22 protein-coding genes are annotated in these 23,836 nt (G+C 54.3%); all 22 read left to right on the top strand.

The genetic code is table 11. From position 1 onward, the window contains the following. The first annotated feature begins 30 nt into the window (after window positions 1-30). Complete coding sequence (gene serC / locus OK411_RS20235; protein ID WP_038860448.1) at window positions 31-1,116, top strand: 3-phosphoserine/phosphohydroxythreonine transaminase; 1,086 nt, start codon at window positions 31-33, stop codon at window positions 1,114-1,116. Beyond that, window positions 1,116-2,210 carry a prephenate dehydratase gene (gene pheA, locus OK411_RS20230; protein WP_016770924.1) on the top strand — a complete coding sequence of 365 codons (1,095 nt, stop codon included), beginning with the start codon at window positions 1,116-1,118 and terminating at the stop codon, window positions 2,208-2,210. Before serC ends, pheA begins: the two co-directional genes overlap by 1 nt. A 13-nt stretch (window positions 2,211-2,223) precedes the next feature. Next, window positions 2,224-3,336, top strand: coding sequence for a histidinol-phosphate transaminase (gene hisC, locus OK411_RS20225; protein ID WP_071173169.1), 1,113 nt, complete (start codon window positions 2,224-2,226; stop codon window positions 3,334-3,336). 28 nt (window positions 3,337-3,364) lie between these two features. Beyond that, window positions 3,365-5,572, top strand: coding sequence for a bifunctional prephenate dehydrogenase/3-phosphoshikimate 1-carboxyvinyltransferase (locus OK411_RS20220; protein WP_264365613.1), 2,208 nt, complete (start codon window positions 3,365-3,367; stop codon window positions 5,570-5,572). Beyond that, window positions 5,569-6,258: a (d)CMP kinase gene (gene cmk, locus OK411_RS20215; RefSeq protein WP_024013869.1), complete on the top strand. Its 690-nt coding sequence runs from the start codon at window positions 5,569-5,571 to the stop codon at window positions 6,256-6,258. The genes OK411_RS20220 and cmk overlap by 4 nt, the downstream gene beginning before the upstream one ends. A gap of 119 nt (window positions 6,259-6,377) precedes the next feature. Beyond that, on the top strand, window positions 6,378-8,063 hold the full coding sequence (rpsA, locus tag OK411_RS20210; protein WP_016770920.1) for a 30S ribosomal protein S1: 1,686 nt from the start codon (window positions 6,378-6,380) through the stop codon (window positions 8,061-8,063). 192 nt (window positions 8,064-8,255) lie between these two features. Next, a complete protein-coding gene (locus tag OK411_RS20205; protein WP_122700170.1) occupies window positions 8,256-8,534 on the top strand; it encodes a hypothetical protein in 279 nt (92 codons plus the stop codon). Between the two features lie 153 nt (window positions 8,535-8,687). Continuing rightward, entirely contained in the window at window positions 8,688-8,984 is a 297-nt protein-coding gene (gene ihfB / locus OK411_RS20200; RefSeq protein WP_007950920.1) for an integration host factor subunit beta, read from the top strand. Window positions 8,985-9,014: 30 nt separating this feature from the next. After that, the gene (locus OK411_RS20195; protein ID WP_136492961.1) at window positions 9,015-9,254 is read left to right on the top strand and encodes a LapA family protein; all 240 of its coding nucleotides are present in this window, start codon (window positions 9,015-9,017) and stop codon (window positions 9,252-9,254) included. A 224-nt stretch (window positions 9,255-9,478) separates the two neighbouring features. Further along, window positions 9,479-10,555, top strand: a complete 1,077-nt coding sequence (gene rfbB, locus OK411_RS20190) for a dTDP-glucose 4,6-dehydratase (RefSeq protein WP_217878636.1) — start codon at window positions 9,479-9,481, stop codon at window positions 10,553-10,555. Next, on the top strand, window positions 10,552-11,445 hold the full coding sequence (gene rfbD / locus OK411_RS20185; RefSeq protein ID WP_264365595.1) for a dTDP-4-dehydrorhamnose reductase: 894 nt from the start codon (window positions 10,552-10,554) through the stop codon (window positions 11,443-11,445). Before rfbB ends, rfbD begins: the two co-directional genes overlap by 4 nt. Continuing rightward, window positions 11,442-12,362 (top strand): glucose-1-phosphate thymidylyltransferase RfbA, encoded by a 921-nt coding sequence (rfbA, locus tag OK411_RS20180; RefSeq protein ID WP_136492964.1) that lies wholly within the window; start codon window positions 11,442-11,444, stop codon window positions 12,360-12,362. Before rfbD ends, rfbA begins: the two co-directional genes overlap by 4 nt. After that, on the top strand, window positions 12,362-13,381 hold the full coding sequence (locus OK411_RS20175) for an NAD-dependent epimerase/dehydratase family protein (protein WP_319636918.1): 1,020 nt from the start codon (window positions 12,362-12,364) through the stop codon (window positions 13,379-13,381). Before rfbA ends, OK411_RS20175 begins: the two co-directional genes overlap by 1 nt. Next, complete coding sequence (locus OK411_RS20170; protein WP_264365594.1) at window positions 13,378-14,388, top strand: MraY family glycosyltransferase; 1,011 nt, start codon at window positions 13,378-13,380, stop codon at window positions 14,386-14,388. The genes OK411_RS20175 and OK411_RS20170 overlap by 4 nt, the downstream gene beginning before the upstream one ends. 498 nt (window positions 14,389-14,886) lie before the next feature. Continuing rightward, a complete protein-coding gene (locus OK411_RS20165) occupies window positions 14,887-15,741 on the top strand; it encodes a dTDP-4-dehydrorhamnose reductase family protein (protein ID WP_136492966.1) in 855 nt (284 codons plus the stop codon). 16 nt (window positions 15,742-15,757) lie between these two features. Next, window positions 15,758-16,768: an SDR family NAD(P)-dependent oxidoreductase gene (locus OK411_RS20160; RefSeq protein WP_136492967.1), complete on the top strand. Its 1,011-nt coding sequence runs from the start codon at window positions 15,758-15,760 to the stop codon at window positions 16,766-16,768. After that, entirely contained in the window at window positions 16,761-17,882 is a 1,122-nt protein-coding gene (gene wecB, locus OK411_RS20155; RefSeq protein WP_264365593.1) for a non-hydrolyzing UDP-N-acetylglucosamine 2-epimerase, read from the top strand. The genes OK411_RS20160 and wecB overlap by 8 nt, the downstream gene beginning before the upstream one ends. A gap of 142 nt (window positions 17,883-18,024) precedes the next feature. Next, a complete protein-coding gene (locus tag OK411_RS20150) occupies window positions 18,025-19,203 on the top strand; it encodes a methyltransferase domain-containing protein (protein WP_136492969.1) in 1,179 nt (392 codons plus the stop codon). Next, window positions 19,200-20,414 (top strand): glycosyltransferase family 4 protein, encoded by a 1,215-nt coding sequence (locus OK411_RS20145; protein WP_136492970.1) that lies wholly within the window; start codon window positions 19,200-19,202, stop codon window positions 20,412-20,414. The genes OK411_RS20150 and OK411_RS20145 overlap by 4 nt, the downstream gene beginning before the upstream one ends. Next, window positions 20,411-21,634 carry a glycosyltransferase gene (locus OK411_RS20140; protein WP_136492971.1) on the top strand — a complete coding sequence of 408 codons (1,224 nt, stop codon included), beginning with the start codon at window positions 20,411-20,413 and terminating at the stop codon, window positions 21,632-21,634. Before OK411_RS20145 ends, OK411_RS20140 begins: the two co-directional genes overlap by 4 nt. Next, window positions 21,631-22,428 (top strand): ABC transporter permease, encoded by a 798-nt coding sequence (locus tag OK411_RS20135; RefSeq protein ID WP_217878634.1) that lies wholly within the window; start codon window positions 21,631-21,633, stop codon window positions 22,426-22,428. Before OK411_RS20140 ends, OK411_RS20135 begins: the two co-directional genes overlap by 4 nt. Beyond that, on the top strand, window positions 22,425-23,828 hold the full coding sequence (locus tag OK411_RS20130; RefSeq protein WP_217878633.1) for an ABC transporter ATP-binding protein: 1,404 nt from the start codon (window positions 22,425-22,427) through the stop codon (window positions 23,826-23,828). Before OK411_RS20135 ends, OK411_RS20130 begins: the two co-directional genes overlap by 4 nt. The last annotated feature ends 8 nt before the right edge of the window (window positions 23,829-23,836 follow it).

Here is a 23,836-nt window from a genome sequence, read left to right as displayed (position 1 = left end):
TGATACCACCAAATCAGAGCGAGATTGGATGTGAGCAAGCGAGCCTATAACTTCTGCGCCGGTCCGGCGGCGCTGCCTGAAGCTGTCCTGCAGCGCGCCCAGGGTGAACTCCTTGATTGGCACGGCAAGGGTCTGTCGGTCATGGAAATGAGCCATCGCAGCGATGAGTTCGTGTCCATTGCCACCCAGGCCGAGCAGGATCTGCGTGACCTGCTGAATATCCCGTCGAACTACAAAGTTCTGTTTTTGCAGGGCGGCGCCAGCCAGCAGTTCGCACAGATCCCGCTGAACCTGTTGCCTGAAGGCGGCTCGGCCGACTACATCGACACCGGTATCTGGTCGCAGAAAGCCATCGAAGAAGCCTCGCGCTACGGCCACGTCAACGTTGCTGCCACTGCCAAGCCTTACGACTATTTCGCCATCCCAGGCCAGAACGAGTGGAACCTGTCGAAAGACGCCGCGTACGTTCACTACGCGCCGAACGAAACCATCGGCGGTCTGGAATTCCAGTGGATCCCGCAAACCGGTGACGTACCGCTGGTGGCGGACATGTCTTCGGACATCCTCTCGCGCCCGGTCGATATTTCGCGTTTCGGCATGATCTACGCCGGCGCGCAGAAGAACATCGGCCCGAGCGGCATCGTCGTCAACATCATCCGCGAAGACTTGCTCGGCAAGGCCCGCTCGCTGTGCCCAACCATGCTCAACTACAAGGTCGCGGCTGATAACGGCTCGATGTACAACACCCCGCCGACGCTGGCCTGGTACCTGTCCGGTCTGGTGTTCCAATGGCTGAAAGAGCAGGGCGGCGTCGAAGCGATCGCCAAGCTCAACGACGTCAAGCAGCGCACCCTGTACGACTTCATCGACGCCAGCGGTCTCTACAGTAACCCGATCAACAAGTCGGATCGCTCGTGGATGAACGTGCCGTTCCGTCTCGCTGACGATCGTCTGGACAAGCCGTTCCTCGCCGGTGCCGACGAGCGCGGTCTGCTCAACCTCAAGGGTCACCGTTCGGTGGGCGGCATGCGCGCCTCCATCTACAACGCCGTCGACATCACTGCGGTCAACGCGCTGGTGGCGTACATGGCGGAATTCGAGAAGGAACACGGCTGATGTCCGAGCAAGAACTCAAGGCACTGCGCGTTCGCATCGACGCTCTGGACACCAAAGTCCTGGAGTTGATCAGTGAGCGTGCGCGTTGCGCCCAGGAAGTCGCCCGCGTGAAGATGGCCTCGCTGGCCGAAGGCGAAGTGCCGGTGTTCTATCGTCCTGAGCGCGAAGCTCAGGTGCTCAAACGGGTGATGGAGCGCAACCAGGGGCCGCTGGGCAACGAAGAGATGGCGCGGTTGTTCCGCGAAATCATGTCGTCGTGCCTCGCGCTGGAGCAGCCGCTGAAAGTGGCCTACCTCGGCCCTGAAGGCACCTTCACCCAAGCGGCAGCGATGAAGCACTTCGGTCACGCGGTGATCAGCAAGCCGATGGCGGCGATTGATGAAGTGTTCCGTGAAGTGGCGGCCGGTGCGGTGAATTTTGGCGTGGTGCCGGTGGAAAACTCCACCGAAGGCGCGGTCAACCACACGCTGGACAGCTTCCTCGAGCACGACATGGTGATCTGTGGCGAAGTCGAGTTGCGCATCCACCATCATCTGCTGGTAGGCGAAAACACCAAGACCGACAGCATCAGTCGCATCTATTCCCACGCGCAGTCGCTGGCCCAGTGCCGCAAGTGGCTGGACGCGCATTACCCGAATGTCGAACGCGTCGCGGTGTCGAGCAACGCCGAAGCGGCCAAACGGGTCAAGGGTGAGTGGAATTCGGCAGCGATCGCTGGCGACATGGCGGCAGGGCTATATGGCCTGACGCGTCTGGCCGAGAAGATCGAAGATCGCCCGGACAACTCGACCCGCTTCCTGATGATCGGTAATCAGGAAGTGCCGCCGACCGGCGACGACAAGACCTCGATCATCGTGTCGATGAGCAACAAGCCCGGCGCGCTCCATGAGCTGCTGGTGCCGTTCCACGACAATGGCATCGACCTGACCCGCATCGAAACCCGTCCGTCGCGCAGCGGCAAATGGACCTACGTGTTCTTCATCGACTTCGTCGGCCACCACCGCGATCCGTTGATCAAAGGTGTGCTGGAAAAGATCAGTCAGGAAGCAGTAGCACTCAAAGTGCTGGGTTCCTACCCGAAAGCAGTTCTCTAAGGGGCGGTAGCAAATGAGTGGCAACTTCCTCGCTCTGGCACAGCCGGGCGTGCAACAACTTTCGCCGTACGTTCCGGGCAAGCCTGTGGACGAACTGGCGCGCGAGCTGGATCTGGATCCGGCAAAAATCGTCAAACTGGCGAGCAACGAAAACCCATTGGGCGCCAGCCCGAAGGCATTGGCGGCGATCCGCGAAGAGCTGGCCGAGCTGACCCGCTACCCGGACGGCAATGGTTTCGCCCTGAAGTCGCTGCTGGCCGAGCAGTGCCGCGTCGAGCTGAATCAGGTCACGCTGGGCAATGGCTCCAACGATATTCTTGAGCTGGTTGCGCGTGCCTATCTGGCGCCGGGCCTGAACGCGGTGTTCAGCGAACATGCATTCGCTGTGTATCCGATTGCTACCCAAGCTGTCGGTGCGCAGGCCAAAGTCGTTCCAGCCAAAGACTGGGGCCATGACCTGCCGGCGATGCTTGCGGCCATCGATGCCAACACCCGCGTGGTGTTCATCGCCAACCCGAACAACCCGACCGGCACCTGGTTCGGCGCAGAAGCGCTGGACGAATTCCTGCAGGACGTTCCCGAGCATGTGCTGGTAGTCCTCGACGAGGCTTACATCGAGTACGCCGAAGGCAGCGATTTGCCGGACGGTCTCGACTTCCTCGCGGCGTACCCGAACCTGCTGGTGTCGCGCACCTTCTCCAAGGCCTATGGTCTGGCCGCGCTGCGCGTCGGTTATGGCTTGTCGACGCCTGTGGTGGCAGACGTGCTGAACCGCGTTCGCCAGCCATTCAACGTCAACAGTCTCGCGTTGGCGGCGGCGTGTGCGGCGCTGAAGGACGAGGAATATCTGGCGCAAAGCCGTCAGCTCAACGAATCCGGCATGCACCAGTTGCAGGCGGGTTTCCGTGAGTTGGGGCTGGGCTGGATCGAGTCCAAAGGCAACTTCATCTGCGTCGATCTCGGCGTGGTCGCGGCGCCGATTTTTCAGGGCTTGCTGCGCGAAGGCGTGATCGTGCGTCCGGTGGCCAATTACGGCATGCCGAACCACCTGCGGGTGACCATCGGTCTGCCGGCAGAAAACAGCCGTTTCCTCGAAGCGCTGCGCAAGGTTCTGGCTCGTGGTTGATGTCACTGCGCTGCAACCTGCTGCACCTATGATCGGTCGCCTTGTGGTGGTCGGTCTGGGGTTGATCGGTGGTTCGTTTGCCAAGGGTTTGCGTGAAAGCGGCCTGTGCCGTGAAGTGGTCGGAGTCGATCTGGATCCGCAATCGCGCAAGCTCGCGGTCGAATTGGGTGTGGTCGATCGCTGCGAAGACGATTTGGCGGCGGCTTGCATCGGTGCCGATGTGATTCAGCTGGCGGTGCCGATTCTGGCCATGGAAAAACTGCTCGCGCGTCTGGCTGTCATGGATCTGGGGCAGGCGATTCTTACGGATGTCGGCAGCGCCAAAGGCAACGTGGTGCGCGCGGCGACCGAAGCGTTCGGCGGCATGCCGGCGCGTTTCGTGCCGGGGCACCCGATTGCCGGTTCCGAGCAGAGCGGGGTGGAGGCCTCGAACGCCGAGCTGTTCCGCCGGCACAAGGTGATCCTGACGCCGCTCGAGCAGACCGATCCTGCCGCACTGGCGGTGGTCGATCGCCTGTGGCGCGAACTGGGCGCCGATGTCGAGCACATGCAGGTCGAGCGTCACGATGAGGTGCTGGCCGCGACCAGTCATCTCCCGCACCTGCTGGCCTTCGGTCTGGTCGATTCGTTGGCCAAGCGCAATGAAAATCTGGAGATCTTCCGTTACGCTGCCGGTGGTTTTCGCGATTTCACAAGAATCGCCGGAAGCGACCCGGTGATGTGGCACGACATCTTCCTCGCCAACCGCGAGGCTGTCCTGCGCACACTCGATACATTTCGCAGCGACCTCGACGCCTTGCGCGACGCGGTCGATGCAGGGGATGGGCACCAATTATTGGGCGTTTTCACGCGCGCCCGGGTTGCCCGCGAGCATTTCAGTAAAATCCTGGCCCGCAGGGCCTATGTGGACGCTATGAATTCCAACGATCTGATCTTCCTGGCTCAACCTGGTGGCCGCCTGTCCGGTCGGATTCGCGTACCGGGTGACAAATCGATTTCCCACCGTTCGATCATGCTCGGCTCGCTGGCCGAAGGCGTCACCGAAGTCGAAGGCTTCCTTGAGGGCGAAGACGCCCTGGCGACCTTGCAGGCGTTTCGCGACATGGGCGTGGTCATCGAAGGCCCGCATCACGGCCGCGTGACCATCCACGGTGTCGGCCTGCACGGCCTGAAACCTGCGCCGGGCCCGATCTATCTGGGCAACTCCGGCACCTCGATGCGTCTGCTCTCTGGCCTGCTGGCGGCGCAGAGCTTCGACAGCACCTTGACCGGCGACGCTTCGCTGTCCAAGCGTCCGATGAATCGCGTGGCTAATCCTCTGCGAGAAATGGGCGCCGTGATCGAAACGGCTGCCGAAGGTCGTCCACCGATGACCATTCGCGGTGGTCACAAGCTCAAAGGCCTGACCTACACCATGCCGATGGCCAGTGCCCAGGTGAAATCCTGTCTGCTGCTCGCCGGTCTGTATGCCGAAGGCAAGACCACCGTTACCGAGCCGGCACCGACCCGCGATCACACCGAGCGCATGCTGCGTGGCTTCGGCTACCCGGTCAGCGTTGACGGCGCCACGGCTTCGGTCGAGTCCGGCGGCAAGCTCACCGCGACTCACATCGAAGTGCCGGGCGATATTTCGTCGTCGGCATTCTTCTTGGTCGCGGCCTCGATCGCCGAGGGTTCCGAGCTGGTGCTCGAGCACGTCGGTATCAACCCGACCCGCACTGGCGTGATCGATATCCTGCGTCTGATGGGCGCCGATATCACTCTGGAAAACCAGCGTGAAGTCGGCGGCGAGCCAGTGGCTGACTTGCGCGTGCGGGCAGCTAAACTCAAAGGTATCGAGATTCCGGAGGCGCTGGTGCCGCTGGCGATCGACGAATTCCCGGTCCTGTTCGTTGCGGCTGCGTGCGCCGAAGGGCGTACCGTGCTCACCGGCGCAGAAGAGCTGCGCGTCAAGGAATCCGACCGGATTCAGGTCATGGCGGACGGCTTGCTGGCGCTGGGCGTCAAGTGCGAACCGACCCCGGACGGCATCATCATCGACGGCGGCCAGATCGGCGGCGGTGAAGTGCACGGTCACGGCGATCACCGTATCGCCATGGCGTTCAGCGTCGCCTCGTTGCGCGCTACCGCACCGATCCGCATCCACGATTGTGCCAACGTCGCGACCTCGTTCCCCAACTTCCTCGCGCTGTGCGGGCAAGTCGGCATTCGTGTGGCACAAGAGGCTCAGTCGTGAAAAACATTGCACCGGTCATCACCATCGATGGGCCAAGCGGCTCCGGCAAAGGCACGGTCGCCGGGATTCTGGCCAAGCGTCTGGGCTGGAACCTGCTGGATTCCGGTGCGCTTTATCGCTTGCTCGCGTTCGCTGCGCACAACCATGGCGTCGACCTGACCAATGAAGAGCTGCTGAAGACGTTGGCCGCTCATCTGGATGTGCAATTCATCGCCGCGACCGAAGGTCAGCTGCAGCGGATCATTCTAGAAGGCGATGAAGTCAGCGATGTCATTCGCACCGAAAGCGTCGGCTCCGGCGCCTCGCAAGTGGCTGCGCTGCCCGCCGTGCGCGAGGCGCTGCTGCAGCGCCAGCGTGCGTTCCAGGAAGCGCCGGGGCTGGTGGCGGACGGTCGCGACATGGGCACGGTGGTATTTCCGGATGCACCGCTGAAGATTTTCCTCACCGCCAGTGCCGAGGAGCGGGCGCGCCGTCGATATTTGCAGTTGAAGGGCAAAGTCGAGGGTGTTAGTCTGTCGAGTCTGCTAGATGAGATCCGTGCACGCGATGAGCGTGACACCCAGCGCGCAGTAGCCCCGCTCAAGCCGGCGGCCGACGCGATTCAGCTGGATTCAACGGAGCTTTCCATCGATCAGGTGCTTGAACGCATCATGAGCGAGATCGCCATTCGCGATATCGCCGGGTGACCAAGAAGGCCGCAGGGGACCAGTCATAGTCCTGCGGTGCTTCTTTTAAATGAAACTAACCCACACCGTCTGGGGTGTGGAGATGGGCGTTTACTTCGCCCTCATCTACAGGAATTAAAATGAGCGAAAGCTTTGCGGAACTCTTTGAAGAAAGCCTGAAAACCCTGAACCTTCAGGCAGGCTCCATCATCACCGGTGTTATCGTTGATATCGATTACCAGGCTCGCTGGGTAACCGTTCACGCTGGTCTGAAGTCTGAAGCACTTATCCCGCTTGAGCAGTTCTACAACGATGCTGGCGAACTGAACATCAACGTTGGTGATGAAGTTCACGTTGCTCTGGATTCGGTTGAAGACGGCTTTGGCGAAACCAAGCTGTCCCGTGAAAAAGCCAAGCGCGCTGAATGCTGGATCGTTCTGGAAGCAGCCTTCGCAGCCGAGGAAGTGGTCAAGGGCGTTATCAACGGTAAGGTTAAAGGCGGCTTCACTGTCGACGTTAACGGCATCCGTGCGTTCCTGCCAGGTTCCCTGGTTGACGTCCGTCCTGTGCGCGACACCACGCACCTGGAAGGCAAAGAGCTGGAATTCAAGGTCATCAAGCTGGACCAGAAGCGCAACAACGTTGTCGTTTCCCGTCGCAGCGTCCTCGAAGCCGAGAACTCCGCCGAGCGTGAAGCTCTGCTGGAATCCCTGCAGGAAGGCCAGCAAGTCAAAGGTATCGTCAAAAACCTCACCGATTACGGCGCATTCGTCGATCTGGGTGGCGTGGACGGCCTGCTGCACATCACCGACATGGCCTGGAAGCGCATCAAGCATCCTTCCGAGATCGTCAACGTTGGTGACGAAATCGACGTCAAGGTTCTGAAATACGATCGCGAACGCAACCGTGTCTCCCTGGGCCTGAAGCAACTGGGCGAAGATCCATGGGTTGCTATCAAAGCCCGTTACCCAGAAGGCACTCGCGTTACCGCTCGTGTAACCAACCTGACCGACTACGGCTGCTTCGCTGAGCTGGAAGAAGGCGTTGAAGGTCTGGTACATGTTTCGGAAATGGACTGGACCAACAAGAACATCCACCCTTCGAAAGTCGTACAAGTCGGCGACGAAGTGGAAGTCATGGTTCTGGACATCGACGAAGAGCGTCGTCGTATCTCCTTGGGCATCAAGCAGTGCAAGTCGAACCCATGGGAAGACTTCTCTGGCCAGTTCAACAAGGGCGACAAGATCTCCGGCACCATCAAGTCGATCACCGATTTCGGTATCTTCATTGGTCTGGACGGCGGCATCGACGGTCTGGTTCACCTGTCCGACATCTCCTGGAACGAAGTGGGCGAAGAAGCCGTACGTCGTTTCAAGAAGGGCGACGAGCTGGACACCGTCATCCTGTCGGTTGACCCAGAGCGCGAGCGCATCTCCCTGGGCATCAAGCAACTGGAAAGCGATCCGTTCTCCGAGTACGTCTCGGTTAACGACAAGGGCGCTATCGTGACCGGTACCGTGAAAGAAGTTGACGCCAAAGGCGCCATCATCGTTCTGGCCGACGACATCGAAGCTACCCTGAAAGCCTCCGAAATCAGCCGTGACCGCGTTGAAGACGCGCGCAACGTTCTGAAAGAAGGCCAGGAAGTTGAAGCCAAGATCATCAGCGTTGACCGTAAGAGCCGCGTAATCCAGCTCTCGATCAAGTCGAAAGACGACGCTGAAGAGAAAGAAGCCATCCAGAGCCTGAAAGCAGCTCCGGAAGGCGAAGCAGCTGACACCACTATGGCGGCACTGCTGCGTCAAGCAATGGCCAAACAGAACTGAGTTCTGCTTGATCATTAAAAAGGGCGACTTCGGTCGCCCTTTTTTGTGCCTGCGATTTGGCTCTTGTACGTCCGTGCATGAAACCAATGGCTTCGGCTGCGGGTCTGTTTCTTTAATCGGATCAATCGCCTATTCGCGACTAAGCTTGATCTTGAGCATTAGTCGTCAGGCTTGCCTGGCATAAGGAAGTGGATGAACAAGTTATTTGTTATTGCAGTGGTCTTGGCGCTGGCAGGGTGCACCACCAGTGCGAAAACCCATGCGGTGCGCGGCGTCAGTGGTATCGAGGTCGATTGCTCCGGGTTGGGTTCCGGTTGGGAAAAGTGCCAGAAGCGTGCAGCGAAGGAGTGTAAAGGCAAGGGCTATAAGGTCATCACCCGTTCTGACGATGCCAAAGATGAAGACGAATACCCGTTTGGCTTTAATCCGGCGGGCTTCGTGACCCGGACCATGCTGGTGATGTGTCGTTAGGGCAGCGGTGATCCGACTCGCCACTGGAGTGCCCTGAAAATGGGCGTTTTGACCCCGGGAAAGATATGTCAATCCCTGGGCTGTTCAAAATCTTCCGGGCATGCTAAAACCTTTCAAGCGCTGATCTAGCTGCTTGAAAAAGAAGGGAAAAATATGACGAAGTCGGAGTTGATCGAACGAATTGTCACCCATCAAGGGCTACTCTCATCCAAGGATGTGGAGCTGGCCATCAAGACCATGCTTGAACAAATGTCTCAGTGCCTCGCCACAGGTGATCGTATCGAGATCCGTGGATTTGGCAGCTTCTCCCTGCACTACCGCGCACCGCGCGTCGGCCGCAATCCAAAGACCGGCCAGTCGGTAAGTCTGGACGGTAAATTCGTTCCGCATTTCAAACCGGGCAAGGAATTGCGTGACCGGGTGAACGAAGAAGAGGAGGAGGGCGCTTGATCTTCGCTATTCAAATTCAAGGGGGCGTGAATGCGTAACCTGAAACGCATACTGGTTGGCGTTTTTCTTCTGCTGGTGGTTCTGGTTGTCCTAGCGTTTGTGCTGGAAAACCAGCAATCGGTTTCACTTTTGTTTCTGGGTTTTTCCGGCCCGCAGTTGCCGGTGTCGGTTGTTGCGGTGTTGGCGTTGCTGATCGGTATGCTTGTCGGTCCTGTATTGGGCTGGTTTCTGGGGCGCTCGTCCAGAGCTGCACGCAAGCGAGTGGTGTGAAAACGACAGGCGCACGGCATCTGTCGAAATTGCGCCTCAGCCTGTCTTTATCCATTAGTAAAACCATCATTAAGCTGAAAAAATGCATCCCTTGTTCGATCGTGCCTTCATGCACGTCGATTCAGACTGACTCTGACGGATGCCAACTGATAGTGGCTTCTGCATTCATGGATTAGACCGCGCTCGCTGGCAGCGCTGTCCGCAGCTCAAGGGTATCGCTTCGCGTGAAAGTTCTAGTTACCGGCGGCGCCGGCTTTATCGGCTCGGCAGTCATCCGTCACATCATCTCCAACACTGCCGATGCAGTGGTCAACGTCGATAAGTTGACTTACGCCGGCAACCTGGAGTCCCTGGCAGAAGTCAGCCAGAATTCGCGTTACACCTTCGAGCGTGTCGATATCTGCGATCGTGATCAGATCGGCCGCGTCCTGCGTGAACACCAACCTGATGCAATCATGCACCTGGCCGCAGAATCCCACGTTGACCGCTCGATCTCCGGCCCGTCCGAGTTCATCCGGACCAACATCATTGGCACCTACACGCTACTCGAAGCCGCGCGCCACTACTGGGCTGCGCTGGATGACGCGCGCAAAGCCAATTTCCGCTTCCACCACATTTCGACTGACGAAGTTTACGGAGACCTCGAAGGTCCGGAAGACCTCTTCACCGAAACCACCCCTTACCAGCCAAGCTCGCCTTATTCGGCAAGCAAGGCCAGCTCCGACCATCTGGTCCGTGCCTGGGCCCGCACGTACGGCCTGCCGACACTGGTCACCAACTGCTCGAACAACTACGGCCCGTGCCACTTCCCAGAGAAGCTGATCCCGCTGATCATCCTCAACGCGCTGGAAGGCAAACCGCTGCCGGTGTACGGCAAAGGCAACCAGGTTCGTGACTGGCTGTATGTCGAAGATCACGCGCGCGCGCTGTACAAAGTCGTTACCGAAGGCGTCATCGGCGAGACTTACAACATCGGCGGTCATAACGAAAAACAAAACATCGAAGTAGTGCATACGCTGTGTGCGTTGCTCGATGAATTGCGTCCGGATTCGGCACATCGTCCGCATGCGAGCCTGATCACTTATGTTCAGGATCGTCCTGGACATGACGTGCGTTATGCGATCGACGCAAGCAAGATTCAACGTGAGCTGGGTTGGACTCCGAAAGAGACTTTCGAAACCGGTATTCGCAAGACTGTCGAGTGGTATCTGAATAACACTGAGTGGGTTGAGCACGTGAAGAGCGGCAGCTACCAGCAGTGGATTGATCAGAACTATGCGGATCGCTCGAATAAAGCATGAAGATCCTACTTCTAGGAAAGAACGGTCAGGTGGGCTGGGAGCTGCAACGTTCCCTGGCTCCGCTTGGCGAACTCGTCGCTCTTGATCGTCACCTTGTTGATGGCCTCTGCGGTGATGTGTCGAATCTTGAATCCTTGCGTGCAACGATTCGTCAGATAAAGCCCGACGTTATTGTTAATGCTGCTGCTTATACGGCGGTTGATAAAGCTGAGTCGGAAACCGAATTGGCAGATCGCGTAAACGGACTCGCGAGTGGCGTTATGGCGGAAGAAGCCGCCGCGTCGGGCACATGGCTGGTTCACTATTCGACGGATTACGTTTTCAGTGGCCAAGGCGTCACGCCATGGCAGGAAACAGACGCTGTTGCGCCGGTGAACCATTACGGCTCCAGCAAGCTATCCGGCGAACAGGCAATTATCGCGTCGGGTTGCATGTATCTGATCTTTCGTACCAGCTGGGTATATGGTGCTCGCGGCAACAACTTCGCGAAGACCATGCTGCGCTTGGCCAAAGACCGCGATACGTTGAGCGTGATTGCAGATCAGATCGGAGCGCCGACCGGGGCTGATCTGATTGCTGACGTTACGGCACTGGCTATCCAGCAAGTTATAAAGCGTCCAGAGTTGGCCGGTCTCTACCACTTGGCCGCTGCTGGCGAAGTGTCCTGGCATGGATATGCGAGTCTTGTAATCGACTTTGCAAAAGCCCAAGGTGAGGAGTTGGCTGTGAAAACGGTCAGTCCTATCGAAGCGACTGCATATCCGACACCTGCACGTCGCCCTCTGAACTCACGTTTGAATACTCAGAAGCTGCGCGACCATTTTTCTCTACACTTGCCGGATTGGCAAAGTGGTGTGACCCGAATGCTTAGGGAAGTTCTGAACAAATGACCACGATAAATCGTAAAGGCATCATCCTCGCCGGTGGTTCGGGCACCCGACTGCACCCGCTGACGTTGGGCGTCTCCAAGCAGATGCTGCCGATCTACGACAAGCCGATGATTTTTTATCCTTTATCGGTTTTGATGCTGGCAGGCATACGCGAGATTCTGGTTATTTCCACACCAGAGGATCTTCCCAGTTTTCGAAAGTTACTGGGTGACGGTAGCCGCTACGGCATCTCATTAACCTTTGCTGAGCAACCAAGCCCCGACGGGTTGGCCCAGGCGTTCATCATTGGTGAAGAGTTCATCGGGGATAGCCCCTGCTGCCTCATATTGGGAGACAACATCTTTTACGGGCAGCACTTTTCTGAAAAACTGATATCCGCGGCAAATCAAAGTTCTGGTGCCACGGTTTTTGGCTATCACGTTTCAGATCCCGAGCGTTTCGGTGTGGTCGAATTCAACTCTGCTGGCAGGGTGCTAAGTATAGAAGAGAAGCCGAGTCAGCCAAAATCCAGTTATGCGATCACTGGATTATATTTTTACGATAATCAAGTTGTCGAGATTGCCAAGAGCATCAAGCCTTCGGCGCGGGGCGAGCTTGAAATTACCGATATCAATCGTGCGTATCTTGAAAAAAATACATTGAAGGTTGAAATGCTGGGCCGTGGATTTGCCTGGCTGGATACGGGTACTCATAACGCGTTATTGGAAGCCAGTCATTTCGTTCATACCATAGAGCAGCGCCAAGGACTTAAAGTGGCTTGTCTGGAGGAGATTGCTTACGTTAACGGATGGATAACTACCGAAGAGCTGCGTACTCAGGCGCATAATCTCGGCAAGACGGGCTACGGGCAATATTTGCATAAACTTTTGGCATCGTCGCAAGACCCGAGCAGCGGATCGCCGTCGGCATTGATCTGATGAAGGCGCATTATCAGAATAATTGGAAACCAGAAGAATATGATCGAGCGGATGATATGAGCGCGTCGCGGGTTCTCGTGACAGGTGCAAGCGGATTTGTTGGACGCGCTCTAGTCGCGAAATTGCTGGCTTCCGAAAAATTTTCTCCAGTAGGCGCCGGTCGTTCCCTTTCCCCTGACCCTGCATCAGGTGAGCGGATTCATTATGAGCTGGGTCTGGAGGTTCCGTCAGAGACGTTGCGCGGCATCGATACAATTGTTCACGCTGCCGCCAGGGTTCATGACATGAAAGCCTCGGGAACTGACAATTTGGAGCAGTATCGGCAGGCTAATAGCCATGCGGCATTGAAACTTGCTGAATCAGCGGCGCGAGCGGGTGTCAGGCGATTTATATTCATCAGTTCCATAAAGGTCAACGGAGAAGAAACCCGGTTAGATAGGCCCTTCACAGCGCTTGACGCTCCAGCTCCAGCGGATGCCTATGGCATTTCAAAGTGGGAGGCTGAGTGTGGACTTCGCGAGCTGGCTCAGCGGACTGGCCTTGAGGTCGTCATAATTCGGCCACCCTTAGTATATGGACCCGGAGTGAAGGCAAACTTTTTGCGAATGGTCAGATGGGTACATTCAGGTATTCCATTGCCTTTTGGCGCAATCAACAATCGGCGTAGTATTGTGGCTATGGATAATCTGGTGGGTCTGATAATTCGCTGCATTGATCACCCAGCGGCACCGGGCAACACTTTTCTGGTCAGTGATGGTGAAGATTTGTCTACCACTCAGTTGCTTGAGAGCGTGGCCAGATCACTTGCTGTGCGCTCGGTCCTTATTCCGGTTCCGGAGCGTTTGGTGATCGCAGGCTTGGGACTGATGGGTAAGCGTGCGCTTGCCAAAAGGTTGTGCGGGTCGCTTCAAGTCGATATCAGTCGCACGCGGGATTTACTGGAGTGGGAGCCGCTCGTTACAAGCCGTCAAGCGCTTGATCATGTGGCAGTACATTACTTGGGAGCGAGCCAGAAATGAGTGCCCTCTTTGTTGGGGTGTTTCTGGCATCACTCCTGATGACATTCATGTTGCGGCGTTATGCGCTGCATCGCCAGCTAATTGATATGCCTAACGCCCGCAGTTCTCACACTGTTCCAACCCCTCGCGGTGGAGGAGTGGCCATAGCGGTGTCGTTCTTGGCCGCTTTGGCGGCGGTCGCTGCGGTCGGGATCTTGCCTTTGGGTCAGTTCGCTGGACTTTTTGGTGCGGGACTGATTGTTGCCTTGATCGGATTTGCCGACGATCACGGTCATATCGCCGCGCGTTGGCGTTTGTTAGGCCACTTTGCCGCAGCCAGCTGGTTGCTCGTCTGTTTTGGGGGGCTGCCACGTCTGAATGTGTTTGGTTTTGATGTTGATCTGGAGTGGTACGGTGCGATCCTGGCCGCTGTTTACTTAGTCTGGGTATTGAATCTTTACAATTTCATGGATGGTATTGATGGCATAGCGGGTGCGGTAGCAATCTGTGTCACCGTAGTTGGTGCAATTCTGTATTACTGGTGTGGTCACCCTCAGCAAGTATGGACGCCTTTGCTGCTTGCCAGCGCGTGCGCGGGGTTCCTTATATGGAATTTTCCCCCGGCAAAGATATTCATGGGCGATGCAGGTAGCGGCTTTTTGGGGATAATTTTGGCAAGCATGGCACTTCAGGCTGCGTCGATTGAGCCTCAGCTGTTGTGGAGCTGGCTTATATTGATGGGGGTTTTCGTCGTGGATGCGACCTACACTATGCTGCGTCGGTTGATACGTGGTGAAAAAATCTATGAGGCGCATCGCAGTCACGCCTACCAATACGCGTCTCGTCAACATTCCAGTCACAAGAAAGTGACGCTATCGGTCGTCCTGATCAACATCGTTTGGCTGACGCCTTTGGCGTTGTGGGTGGGTAAGGGAGGGCTGGATGGTCTTTCCGGCCTTGTGCTCGCTTATGTTCCGTTGCTCTTTCTTGCTATCAGGTATAACGCCGGAAAACCGGAGTACCTGTGAAAATCTGACTGTCGAGTCGACGTTGGAGTTCTTCGCACAGGTAATTTGTATCACGCCTTTGAATCCTGGCAGGATGGCGGTTGTCGTCCTCTCAGTCGGTCAAAATTGTATGGTAAACTTCGTTGGTTTTTATAGGGTGGTGGCATAAGGCTGGTAGTCCAGTTGTTTTCTCCTTGTAAAAGCCCGGCAGCGACTCTGTCGATAGGTCTATGTGCGTTGGATGCCTGTACCCCGGGAGGTATCGAAACCGCATTTCCTGGCTACATGGATGAACAGCGGGTTCCAGCTGGAATTGTGTGCGCACTGCGGATTTGAATATTGCGGCCTGAGGTCGCTTTTCTAATCTGCTTTGCCATCGGATTCAAGCTAAGGAGCCCTGCCTCGCATTGAGTAGAGATTCGCGATACGCCCTTCATCGAAGCCGCGCATCTAGACGTCCACTGGTGAGCAGGAACCGAACCTAAACACGTTCCGGTTCGGGAAGTGAGGAGTAGAGTAATGAAAGTTTTGGTGTTGGGTGTTTCCGGAATGCTGGGTAATGCAGCCTACCGAGTATTGTCCGCAAACCCCGATTTGAGGGTTTTTGGTACTGCTCGAAGCGAAGGCGCCCGAAAGTTTTTTTCACCAGCGTTGGCGGAGAACATCCTGCTGGGTGTAGATGTTGAAAGTCAGGACTCTCTTATCAAGGCTTTCGGAACCGTCCGTCCGGACGTGGTGGTCAACTGCGTAGGATTGGTCAAGCAGCTTTCCGACGCGAACGACCCACTGATGGCCGTGCCGATCAATACTTTGCTGCCGCACCGTCTAGCGGCACTGTGCAAAGCCGGTGGCGCCCGCCTGGTTCATGTAAGTACCGATTGCGTATTCTCTGGCAAGACTGGAGGCTATCGGGAGTCCGATTTTCCTGACGCGTACGATCTTTATGGCCGTACCAAGTTGTTGGGGGAGGTCGATTACCCTCACGCAATAACTTTACGCACGTCCATTATCGGACGTGAATTGTCGGGACACCGCAGTCTTGTTGGCTGGTTTCTGGCGCAGAGCGGTAAAGTCGATGGCTTCACTGGAGCTATCTTCTCAGGCTTGCCGACAATGGAATTGGCGCGTGTCATCAATGAATACGTATTGCCACGCCCTCATCTGCACGGCCTGTATCATGTAGCCGCTAAACCTATAAATAAGTACGAGTTGCTAAAGCTTGTGGCGAGCACTTATGGAAAAGATACGGAGATTGTCCCTTCCGATAGGCTGACAATTGATCGTTCGTTAAATGCAGATCGTTTTGCTGAGGCGACGGGTTATGTTGCCCCAGAGTGGTCTGTGTTGATCAAAAATATGCATGACTTCAATTAAGCGCAAGGTTTAGACAATGTTTGATAACAAAGTACTAATGATCACTGGCGGTACAGGCTCCTTCGGAAATGCTGTTCTTAATCGTTTTTTGAAAACCGACGTCAAAGAAATTCGTATTTTCAGTCGTGATGAAAAGAAACAGGAAGATATGCGGATCGCGCTTAACAATCCGAAGCTCAAGTTTTATATCGGTGATGTCCGCGATTACGACAGCATACGCAATGCTATGAAGGGCGTTGACTATGTATTTCACGCCGCAGCATTGAAACAGGTTCCATCGTGTGAGTTTTACCCAATGGAGGCTGTTCGTACGAACGTCCTGGGCGCTGATAACGTCATGCAGGCAGCGATTGAGAACCATGTCGGTCGTGTAATCGTACTCAGCACGGACAAGGCGGTCTATCCCATCAACGCCATGGGCATCTCCAAGGCAATGATGGAGAAGTTGATGGTTGCCAAAGCGCGAATGCAAACGGAAGGCGAGACGGTCTTCTGTGCTACCCGCTATGGCAACGTCATGGCTTCTCGCGGTTCGGTTATTCCATTGTTCATCGAACAGTTGCGAGAAGGTAAGTCTATTACCATCACCGATCCAACGATGACACGTTTCCTGATGTCTCTGGAAGATTCGGTTGATCTGGTATTGCACGCTTTTGAACACGGCAATCAAGGTGATATTTTCATTCAGAAGGCTCCGGCTTCGACTATCGAAGTGCTGGCCCAGGCTTTGAAGGAATTGTTCCAGAAGGACAATGAAATTCGCGTGATTGGTACTCGTCACGGCGAAAAATTGTTCGAGTCCTTGGTCGCTCGCGAAGAATTGGCGAAGGCAGAGGACATGGGGCAGTACTATCGTGTACCTGCGGATAATCGTGATCTGAATTACGCTAAATTCGTTGTGGAGGGCGAAACTGAAATTTCCAGTTTCGAAGACTACACGTCTCATAATACCGAGCGCCTTGATGTAGAAGGTGTAAAGAAATTGCTGCTGAAACTTTCCTATATTCAGGAGCAACTTAATGCTTAAGGTCATGACCATCGTCGGAACTCGTCCTGAGTTGATCAAGATGTCTCGCGTGATAGCGGAATTTGACACGCATACTCAGCACATTCTGGTCCACACCGGGCAAAATTTCGATTACGAGTTGAACCAGGTATTCTTCGATGATCTGGATATTCGCAAGCCGGATTATTTCCTCGGCGCTGTCGGCAGCAATGCCGCGCAAACCATCGCTCGGGTCATCGAGAAAGCTGATGAGGTCATGGAGGCAGAAAAACCTGACGCGTTAATGCTTTATGGGGACACCAACTCTTGTCTCGCAGTTATTGCTGCAAAGCGTCGGAAAATTCCTGTTTTTCACATGGAAGCGGGTAATCGTTGCTTCGATCAACGCGTACCAGAAGAGCTTAATCGTAAAGTTCTTGATCATCTCAGCGATATAAACCTCGTGTTGACCGAGCATGCGCGACGTTATTTGCTTGATGAAGGCATCCCACCTGATCGGATCATCAAGTCCGGTTCTCACATGCAGGAAGTGCTTGAGCATTTCATGCCAAGAATCGACGGCTCCGAAATCCTCGAAAAACTTGAGCTGAAGTCCAAGTCATTCTTCGTTGTGAGTACTCACCGGGAAGAAAACGTCGATACGCCGAGCAACTTGCAGGATTTGCTTGATACATTACAGGCGCTCGTTAAAACTTACGATATGCCGGTGATAGTTTCAACACACCCGCGCACCCGTCAGCGCCTTGAAGCATTGGGACTTGACGGTCTGGATTCGCGAATTCAGTTCCTGAAACCCTTCGGATTCTTTGATTACATCAAATTGCAGAAAGAAGCGTTCTGCATTTTGTCAGACAGTGGAACAATTACCGAAGAAGCGTCTTTGTTGGGGCTGACCGCCGTGACTATCCGCAACGCACATGAGCGTCCGGAAGGCATGGATCAAGGTACCCTGATCATGAGCGGATTGAAGTCTGAGCGAGTTCTGGATGCCGTGCGTATCGTTACGACTCAGGACCAGGCCGATAGTGTGCGCTCCGTAGTCCCAGACTACGAAGGTGGTCTGGTATCACAGAAAGTACTTCGAATCGTTTTGAGTTACGTTGATTTTATCAATCGCGTTGTTTGGTCGAAATAAAATGTGCGCATTCGGTATGTATATTCACATACCTGAATGCGCTATTTTTGAATGAGCGTAATGTTCAAGTCAAAAATGGTTTCGATTAATCAGACAAGCGGTTTTCCATTTCACGCTTGTTGATGCTAAAGGGTAAAGTTACGTGAATACGATTATCGATGAAGGCGTTGTCTGGTGCGACCGCGAAGAGCTACACAGCAAGGCCGCCAGTTTCATCAGACCTGTGTCGACTGTATTGGACATTGGCTGTGGTATCCGGCCTCAGCAATATATAACGCCTGAACAGTTGATCTGCGTAGAGCCGCATCCTGAATATGTGGAATTGCTGAAAGAAAATCTTAAGGATTCGAGCTCGGTCATCATCCCTCTTGATGCGATACAAGCGTTGGCCGGGATGCCAGATCGTTCAATCGATTCGATTTTTCTAATCGACGTGATTGAGCATATGGAGAAGGAAGTCGGCGCACAGGTTCTATTGGAATGTGAACGAGTTGCGCGTCAGCAGGTAATTATTTTTACTCCGCTTGGATTCATGCCGCAGGAGGTCCACGCCGGAGCCGTCGACGGCTGGAATCTTCATGGTGGAGAGTGGCAGGACCACAAGTCAGGCTGGTACCCGGAAGAGTTTCCTGGTTGGGACATCATTGGCTGCAAGCACTTGCATTTGCAGGACTACCTTGGTCAGGATATAGATCCTCCATATGGCGGTTTCTATGCAATAAAAAATATCAATAAAGTCGCAAATCATTTTAATGATGTTTATTCAAACGACATCATTGCGAGTCGGGTTGCGCATCTCGATTGGCTTCATGATAATTTCCCACTGCTCAGTGAAAAAGTAGTTGGTCGTGATATTAATGCCAGCTATTTGAAGTGCGGTTTAGCCGCTTGCCAGCGTACTACGGAACTGTTCATCGAGTTGGGTGCAACTGAAAGTCGGGAAGTTATTCTGAGCAAGGCTGCGCATGAGAAATCCGAGGCGATGCTTCTGGAAACGCGCAAGCACAACGAGCGCATCAAGGCGTTTGCTGACGAATTTGCCAGGCTTGATGGTTTTGCTTTTTCGCGTTCCGAATTCGACTCGAGAGCGGCTGCTCTCGACGCCTATGCGCACGAGCTGGACGGTAGAGCTAGCGAGTTCGAGGCTAAGTGTAGTGAGTTCTCTGCAAAAGAGTCCGAATTAGTTGCTCGTGAATCGCTGCTGGCAAGCAGAGATGCTGAATTGTCCAAACGCGAAGAGCTACTCAACGCCTTGGATAAGGAGATTAATAATAATTTATGCGGAAAAATAAGCCGCTCAATCCGGGCTCTGTTTAAATGAAAGTCTTGCAAGTAAATGGCTACGAGTCTCCAGGTCGTCGATTCAATGGTCTTTCCATTACGCCGCTTCTGAAAAAATATGATGTCGAGTCCCGTCACCTCATTTGGGAAAAAGATACGCAAAACCCCGAGGTCCTGACATTCGAAGGGAAAAACACCAGAAAGATCAACCGGATTATCAATCGCGTTGAGCGGCTGACTTCGATGCAATCCGTGTTGTATCCGCATGCCCGCGAAATGATGAAGATGCCCGCCTTCGAAGAAGCGGATGTCCTGCATTTGCATATTATTCACTCGGGCTACATGAGCCTGTCAGACTTGCCCGAGATTACCCGAAGAAAGCCCACAGTGTGGACGCTACATGACCCGTGGGCCATGACTGGACATTGTGTGTATCCATTCGAATGCAAACGCTGGATGACTGGCTGCGGCAAATGCCCAGATCTGGATATTCACTTTCCATTGTTAATGGATACCACCCGATTTTTATTCAAATACAAAAAGCGTGCTTACAACAAATCGAAGTTTGATGTGATCGTGGCGTCCAAGTGGATGCGCGATATGGTCGAGGCTTCTCCTCTATTCGAGGATGTGGATATCCACCAGGTACCGTTTGGCCTGGACCTTGATTTCTTCAATCCAGACGCGTCGCCGGATGCTCGCAAACGTTTCGGTATTCCTGACGACGCGTTGGTCATTTGTTTCCGAGCTGTTGACAATCAATTCAAGGGCTTGCCCTACATCATTCAGGCACTTGAGAAGATCAGTGCCAAGCAGCCGGTATGTTTGCTGACGCTCAACAGCAAAGGACTGGTTGAGCAGTTTGCTGACCGTTTTCAACTCGTTGAACTCGGTTGGACCAACGATGAGGAACTTGCTCGCGATGCATTTGTTGCTTCCGATATCTTCCTGATGCCTTCGATTGTAGAGGCATTTGGTGTGATGGCGATTGAGGCACTCGCTTGCGGCAAGCCGGTGATCGTTTTCGAGGGAACGTCTTTGCCAGAGGTCACTTTCGCTCCCGAAGTGGGCGTCTCGGTGCCGATGTACGATGGTGAAGGGCTGTATCGGGCGTTGCAAAACCTGATCGATAATCCGGCCGAACGTGAAGAACGCGGTCGCAAAGGACGAGAGATTGCCGAAAAACACTATGGCGATGACTTGTACGCACAGCGACTGGCGGAGATATATAAAACGGTTGCTGCTAAATGAAAGTAATGCTTTTGACAGATATCCCACCCTGCCGAAATTTCACGGCAGGTTTGGTGCTGGATCGGTTGGTCGGCTTTTTGCCCAAGGATCAGATTGCGATCTGTGCTGTTGTTAATCCGGCGCTGAATCCGGAAATTCCCGCAGAGCTGGACGCAGTTCCGAAACTTCTTTTGAAAAAACCAAGAGAAGCGGCAGTGCGCGTTCTGCCTAGAAAAGCCGGGGTTCTATCGGCATTTCCATTTGAGCTAGTACAGGCCAATCGTGTTCAGCGTGAACTGCTGCCTCAGATCGTCAAGTTTGCGACAGAGCAGAAGGTGGATGCAGTATGGGTCGTGCTGCAAGGCCAGACGATGGTGCGCTTGGCTCGTCAGGTCACCGGTGCACTGAATGTGCCCCTGTTGACTCAGGTATGGGACCCGTTCGGATGGTGGTTGCAGGCGAATCTGATTGATGGATTTACCCGTCGTCGCTTGCTTAAAGAGTTCGACCAGGTCATCAAGAGCAGCGCTTCATGTGCTACCGCATCGTGGGCAATGTCGGAGAACTATACGAACAAGTACCGGGTGACTAACGCCCCGGTGATTGCCGGGCTACCACGTGAGCTGGCGTTGCCACCTGCGACAAATATGCATGATGGTGATGAGTTCATTATTGCGATGGCGGGACAGTTCTATGCTCAAACCGAATGGGAGTGTCTGCAACACGCGTTGAATTCATGCAACTGGAAAATTGCCGGCAAACGCATTCGCGTGCGTGTGATGGGCGGCGCTTTCAAAGTGTTCACACAGAGCCCTTCAAACTTCGAGTATCTGGGCTGGCAGAGTCAGGACGATACGATTCGGCTGTTGTCCGAATCCGATCTTCTCTACATGCCTTACTGGTTTTCCGGTGAATATCACGAAGAATCCAGTAACAGTTTTCCATCGAAACTGGTTACTTACTTTGCCTCGGGACGCCCGGTTTTCTGTCATGCGCCTGGTTACGCATCGCCGGCGAAGTATATCAAGGACAATGAAGCTGGCTTTCTCTGCGAATCGCTGGACACTGCAGCGATCGTCAGTCAGTTGGAGAGGGCAGTGAAAGACACCGAGGCGTATGGCCGTTTCGCTGCCAACGGCCACGCGTGCTTCCTGAGGGACTTTACTCTGGAGCGAATGAAAGAGTCGTTTCTGGCGTTCTTGGGGACACACACTAAGGCATCATTGGGGCTTTCCAGTTGAGTCAATCTATTATCATTGCTCATGTCAGGCATTTCGATCTGATCAAACAACTGATCAAGCGTGATGTTGATATGCGATTCAAAGGGGCGCTTTTAGGCGTCCTCTGGCCTCTGATCACTCCATTGCTGACGCTGGCAATGTACGCGGTCGTGTTCGGTTATTTCCTGCCTTCGCGCTGGCCCGGCGTAGAAGGCATAACCGGCTTTGCACTGATGTTGTTCCCCGGTCTCATCGTTTTCCAGTTCTTTGCCGAATGCGTCAACCGTGCGCCAAATTTGATAACCACGAATCCCAATTTCGTAAAAAAAGTGGTTTTCCCGGTTGAGCTTCTTGTTTGGGTACCGATTGGCTCGGCGGCGTTCCAACTGTGTCTGAGCGTTGTTGCGTGGGCCGCCATCGCGCTGTTCGTCAACGGTGAAATGAAATGGACGATCGTCTTCCTGCCGTTAGTGATCGCTCCTCTGGTGCTTTGCCTCTTGGGTCTCACATGGTTTCTTAGCGCGTTAGGCGTTTTTCTAAGGGATATTGCACAGCTGACGATCGTGATTACTCAGGCATTGATGTTTTTCTCTCCGGTTTTGTATCCGCTTGACAAATTGCCGCAATGGGCCAGTCATTTGATTATGCTCAATCCGCTGTCGTTCATCGTCGAACAAGCAAGGATGGTGATGATCAATGGTTCAATTCCTGATTTTCAAGGGTTGCTGATTTATTCCTGCGTAAGTTTGTTCGTGTGCTGGCTTGGCCTTCGGTTTTTCAGGTCGGTAAGACACGGCTTTGCGGACGTTTTATGAGTATGGATATGACAACAGAAGCGAAGCCGCAGCCAGTCATCGAAGTCGTCGGTCTGGAAAAGGCTTATCACATTTACGATGCGCCTCATGATCGGTTGAAACAAATTTTTCTCGGCTGGAAGCGAAATTACTATAGAGATTTTCTGGCTCTCAAGAATGTCAGTTTTGAAGTTTTGAAAGGGCAGTCAGTCGGCGTGATTGGTCGCAACGGTGCAGGGAAAAGTACCCTCCTGCAGTTGTTGACAGGCACTCTGACGCCTACAAGCGGGTCAGTAAAGATCAACGGTAAGGTCGCGGCGGTGCTGGAGCTTGGTTCGGGCTTCAATCCGGAGTTCAGTGGTCGCGAAAACATATATTTGTACGCCAGCCTGTTTGAATTGAAAAAAACCTGTATTGAAGAGCGGTTTCAGAAAATTGTCGATTTCTCGGAACTTGGCGATTTCATTGATCAGCCGGTGAAGGCATATTCCAGTGGTATGCAGGCGCGCTTGGCGTTTTCGGTCATTGCGCATGTTGATGCGGATATTCTGATTATCGATGAAGCCTTGTCGGTGGGCGATGCGTTCTTCGCACAGAAGTGCATGCGTTTCCTTCGTCAGTTCCAGGAGAGGGGGACGATCCTCTTCGTTAGCCACGACCTCGCTGCAGTCACGGCTTTTTGTGATCACGCAATCTGGCTGGAAGGTGGCGTTGTCCGCGACGCAGGCAGTGCAAAAGATGTATGCGAAAAATATTTCGCCCAACTGTATATGCAGCACACCGGTGCGGACGGTGCTGCGGCTGCGGTCGAGGCGGCTGCTATTGAACAGGACGCCGAAGAAGCAGATGATATGGTCGATGAGGAGCCTGACGCCGAAATCATCGAGCAACGCATCGTCATGCAGGATGACGGTTCGATTTCCAAGGGAGCTCAGGAGATCGAAGGTTTTGGCTTCAACCCGCAGTCATCTACATTTGGCACGGGTGGGGCAGAAATTCTCAACGTCAGTTTCACCAACGCCAATGGACGACCATTGACTGTCTGTGAAGGCGGCGATGAAGTAGTGGTAAAAGTTTCCGCCAGGGCTAACCACGATGTTGATATGCCAATCATCGGCTTTATCATCAAGGATCGACTGGGTCAGCCACTGATCGGTGGAAACACTTATCATTCCTACAAAAATACGCCGGTCAGAGTTACTGCCGGCAAACGAGTCGATGCAGCCTTTCATTTCAAATTGCCGATATTGGCTGTCGGCGATTATTCAATCGTAGCGGCTGTTGCCAACGGCACTTTGCATGAACACGTGCAATTGCACTGGATGCACGACGCTGTACTTTTCAAAGTGGTCGCTACCAGTATCGACGGCGTAATCGTCGGCGCGCCGCTGGATAAAATTATCCTTACCACCAAGGCTTGATGCATACC

The sequence above is a fragment of the Pseudomonas sp. RG1 genome, assembly GCF_025910115.1.
In the GTDB taxonomy this organism is placed as follows: Bacteria; Pseudomonadota; Gammaproteobacteria; order Pseudomonadales; family Pseudomonadaceae; genus Aquipseudomonas; species Aquipseudomonas atacamensis.
The sequence above is the reverse complement of the archived record's forward strand: the minus strand, read 5'-3'. Positions and strand labels throughout refer to the sequence as shown.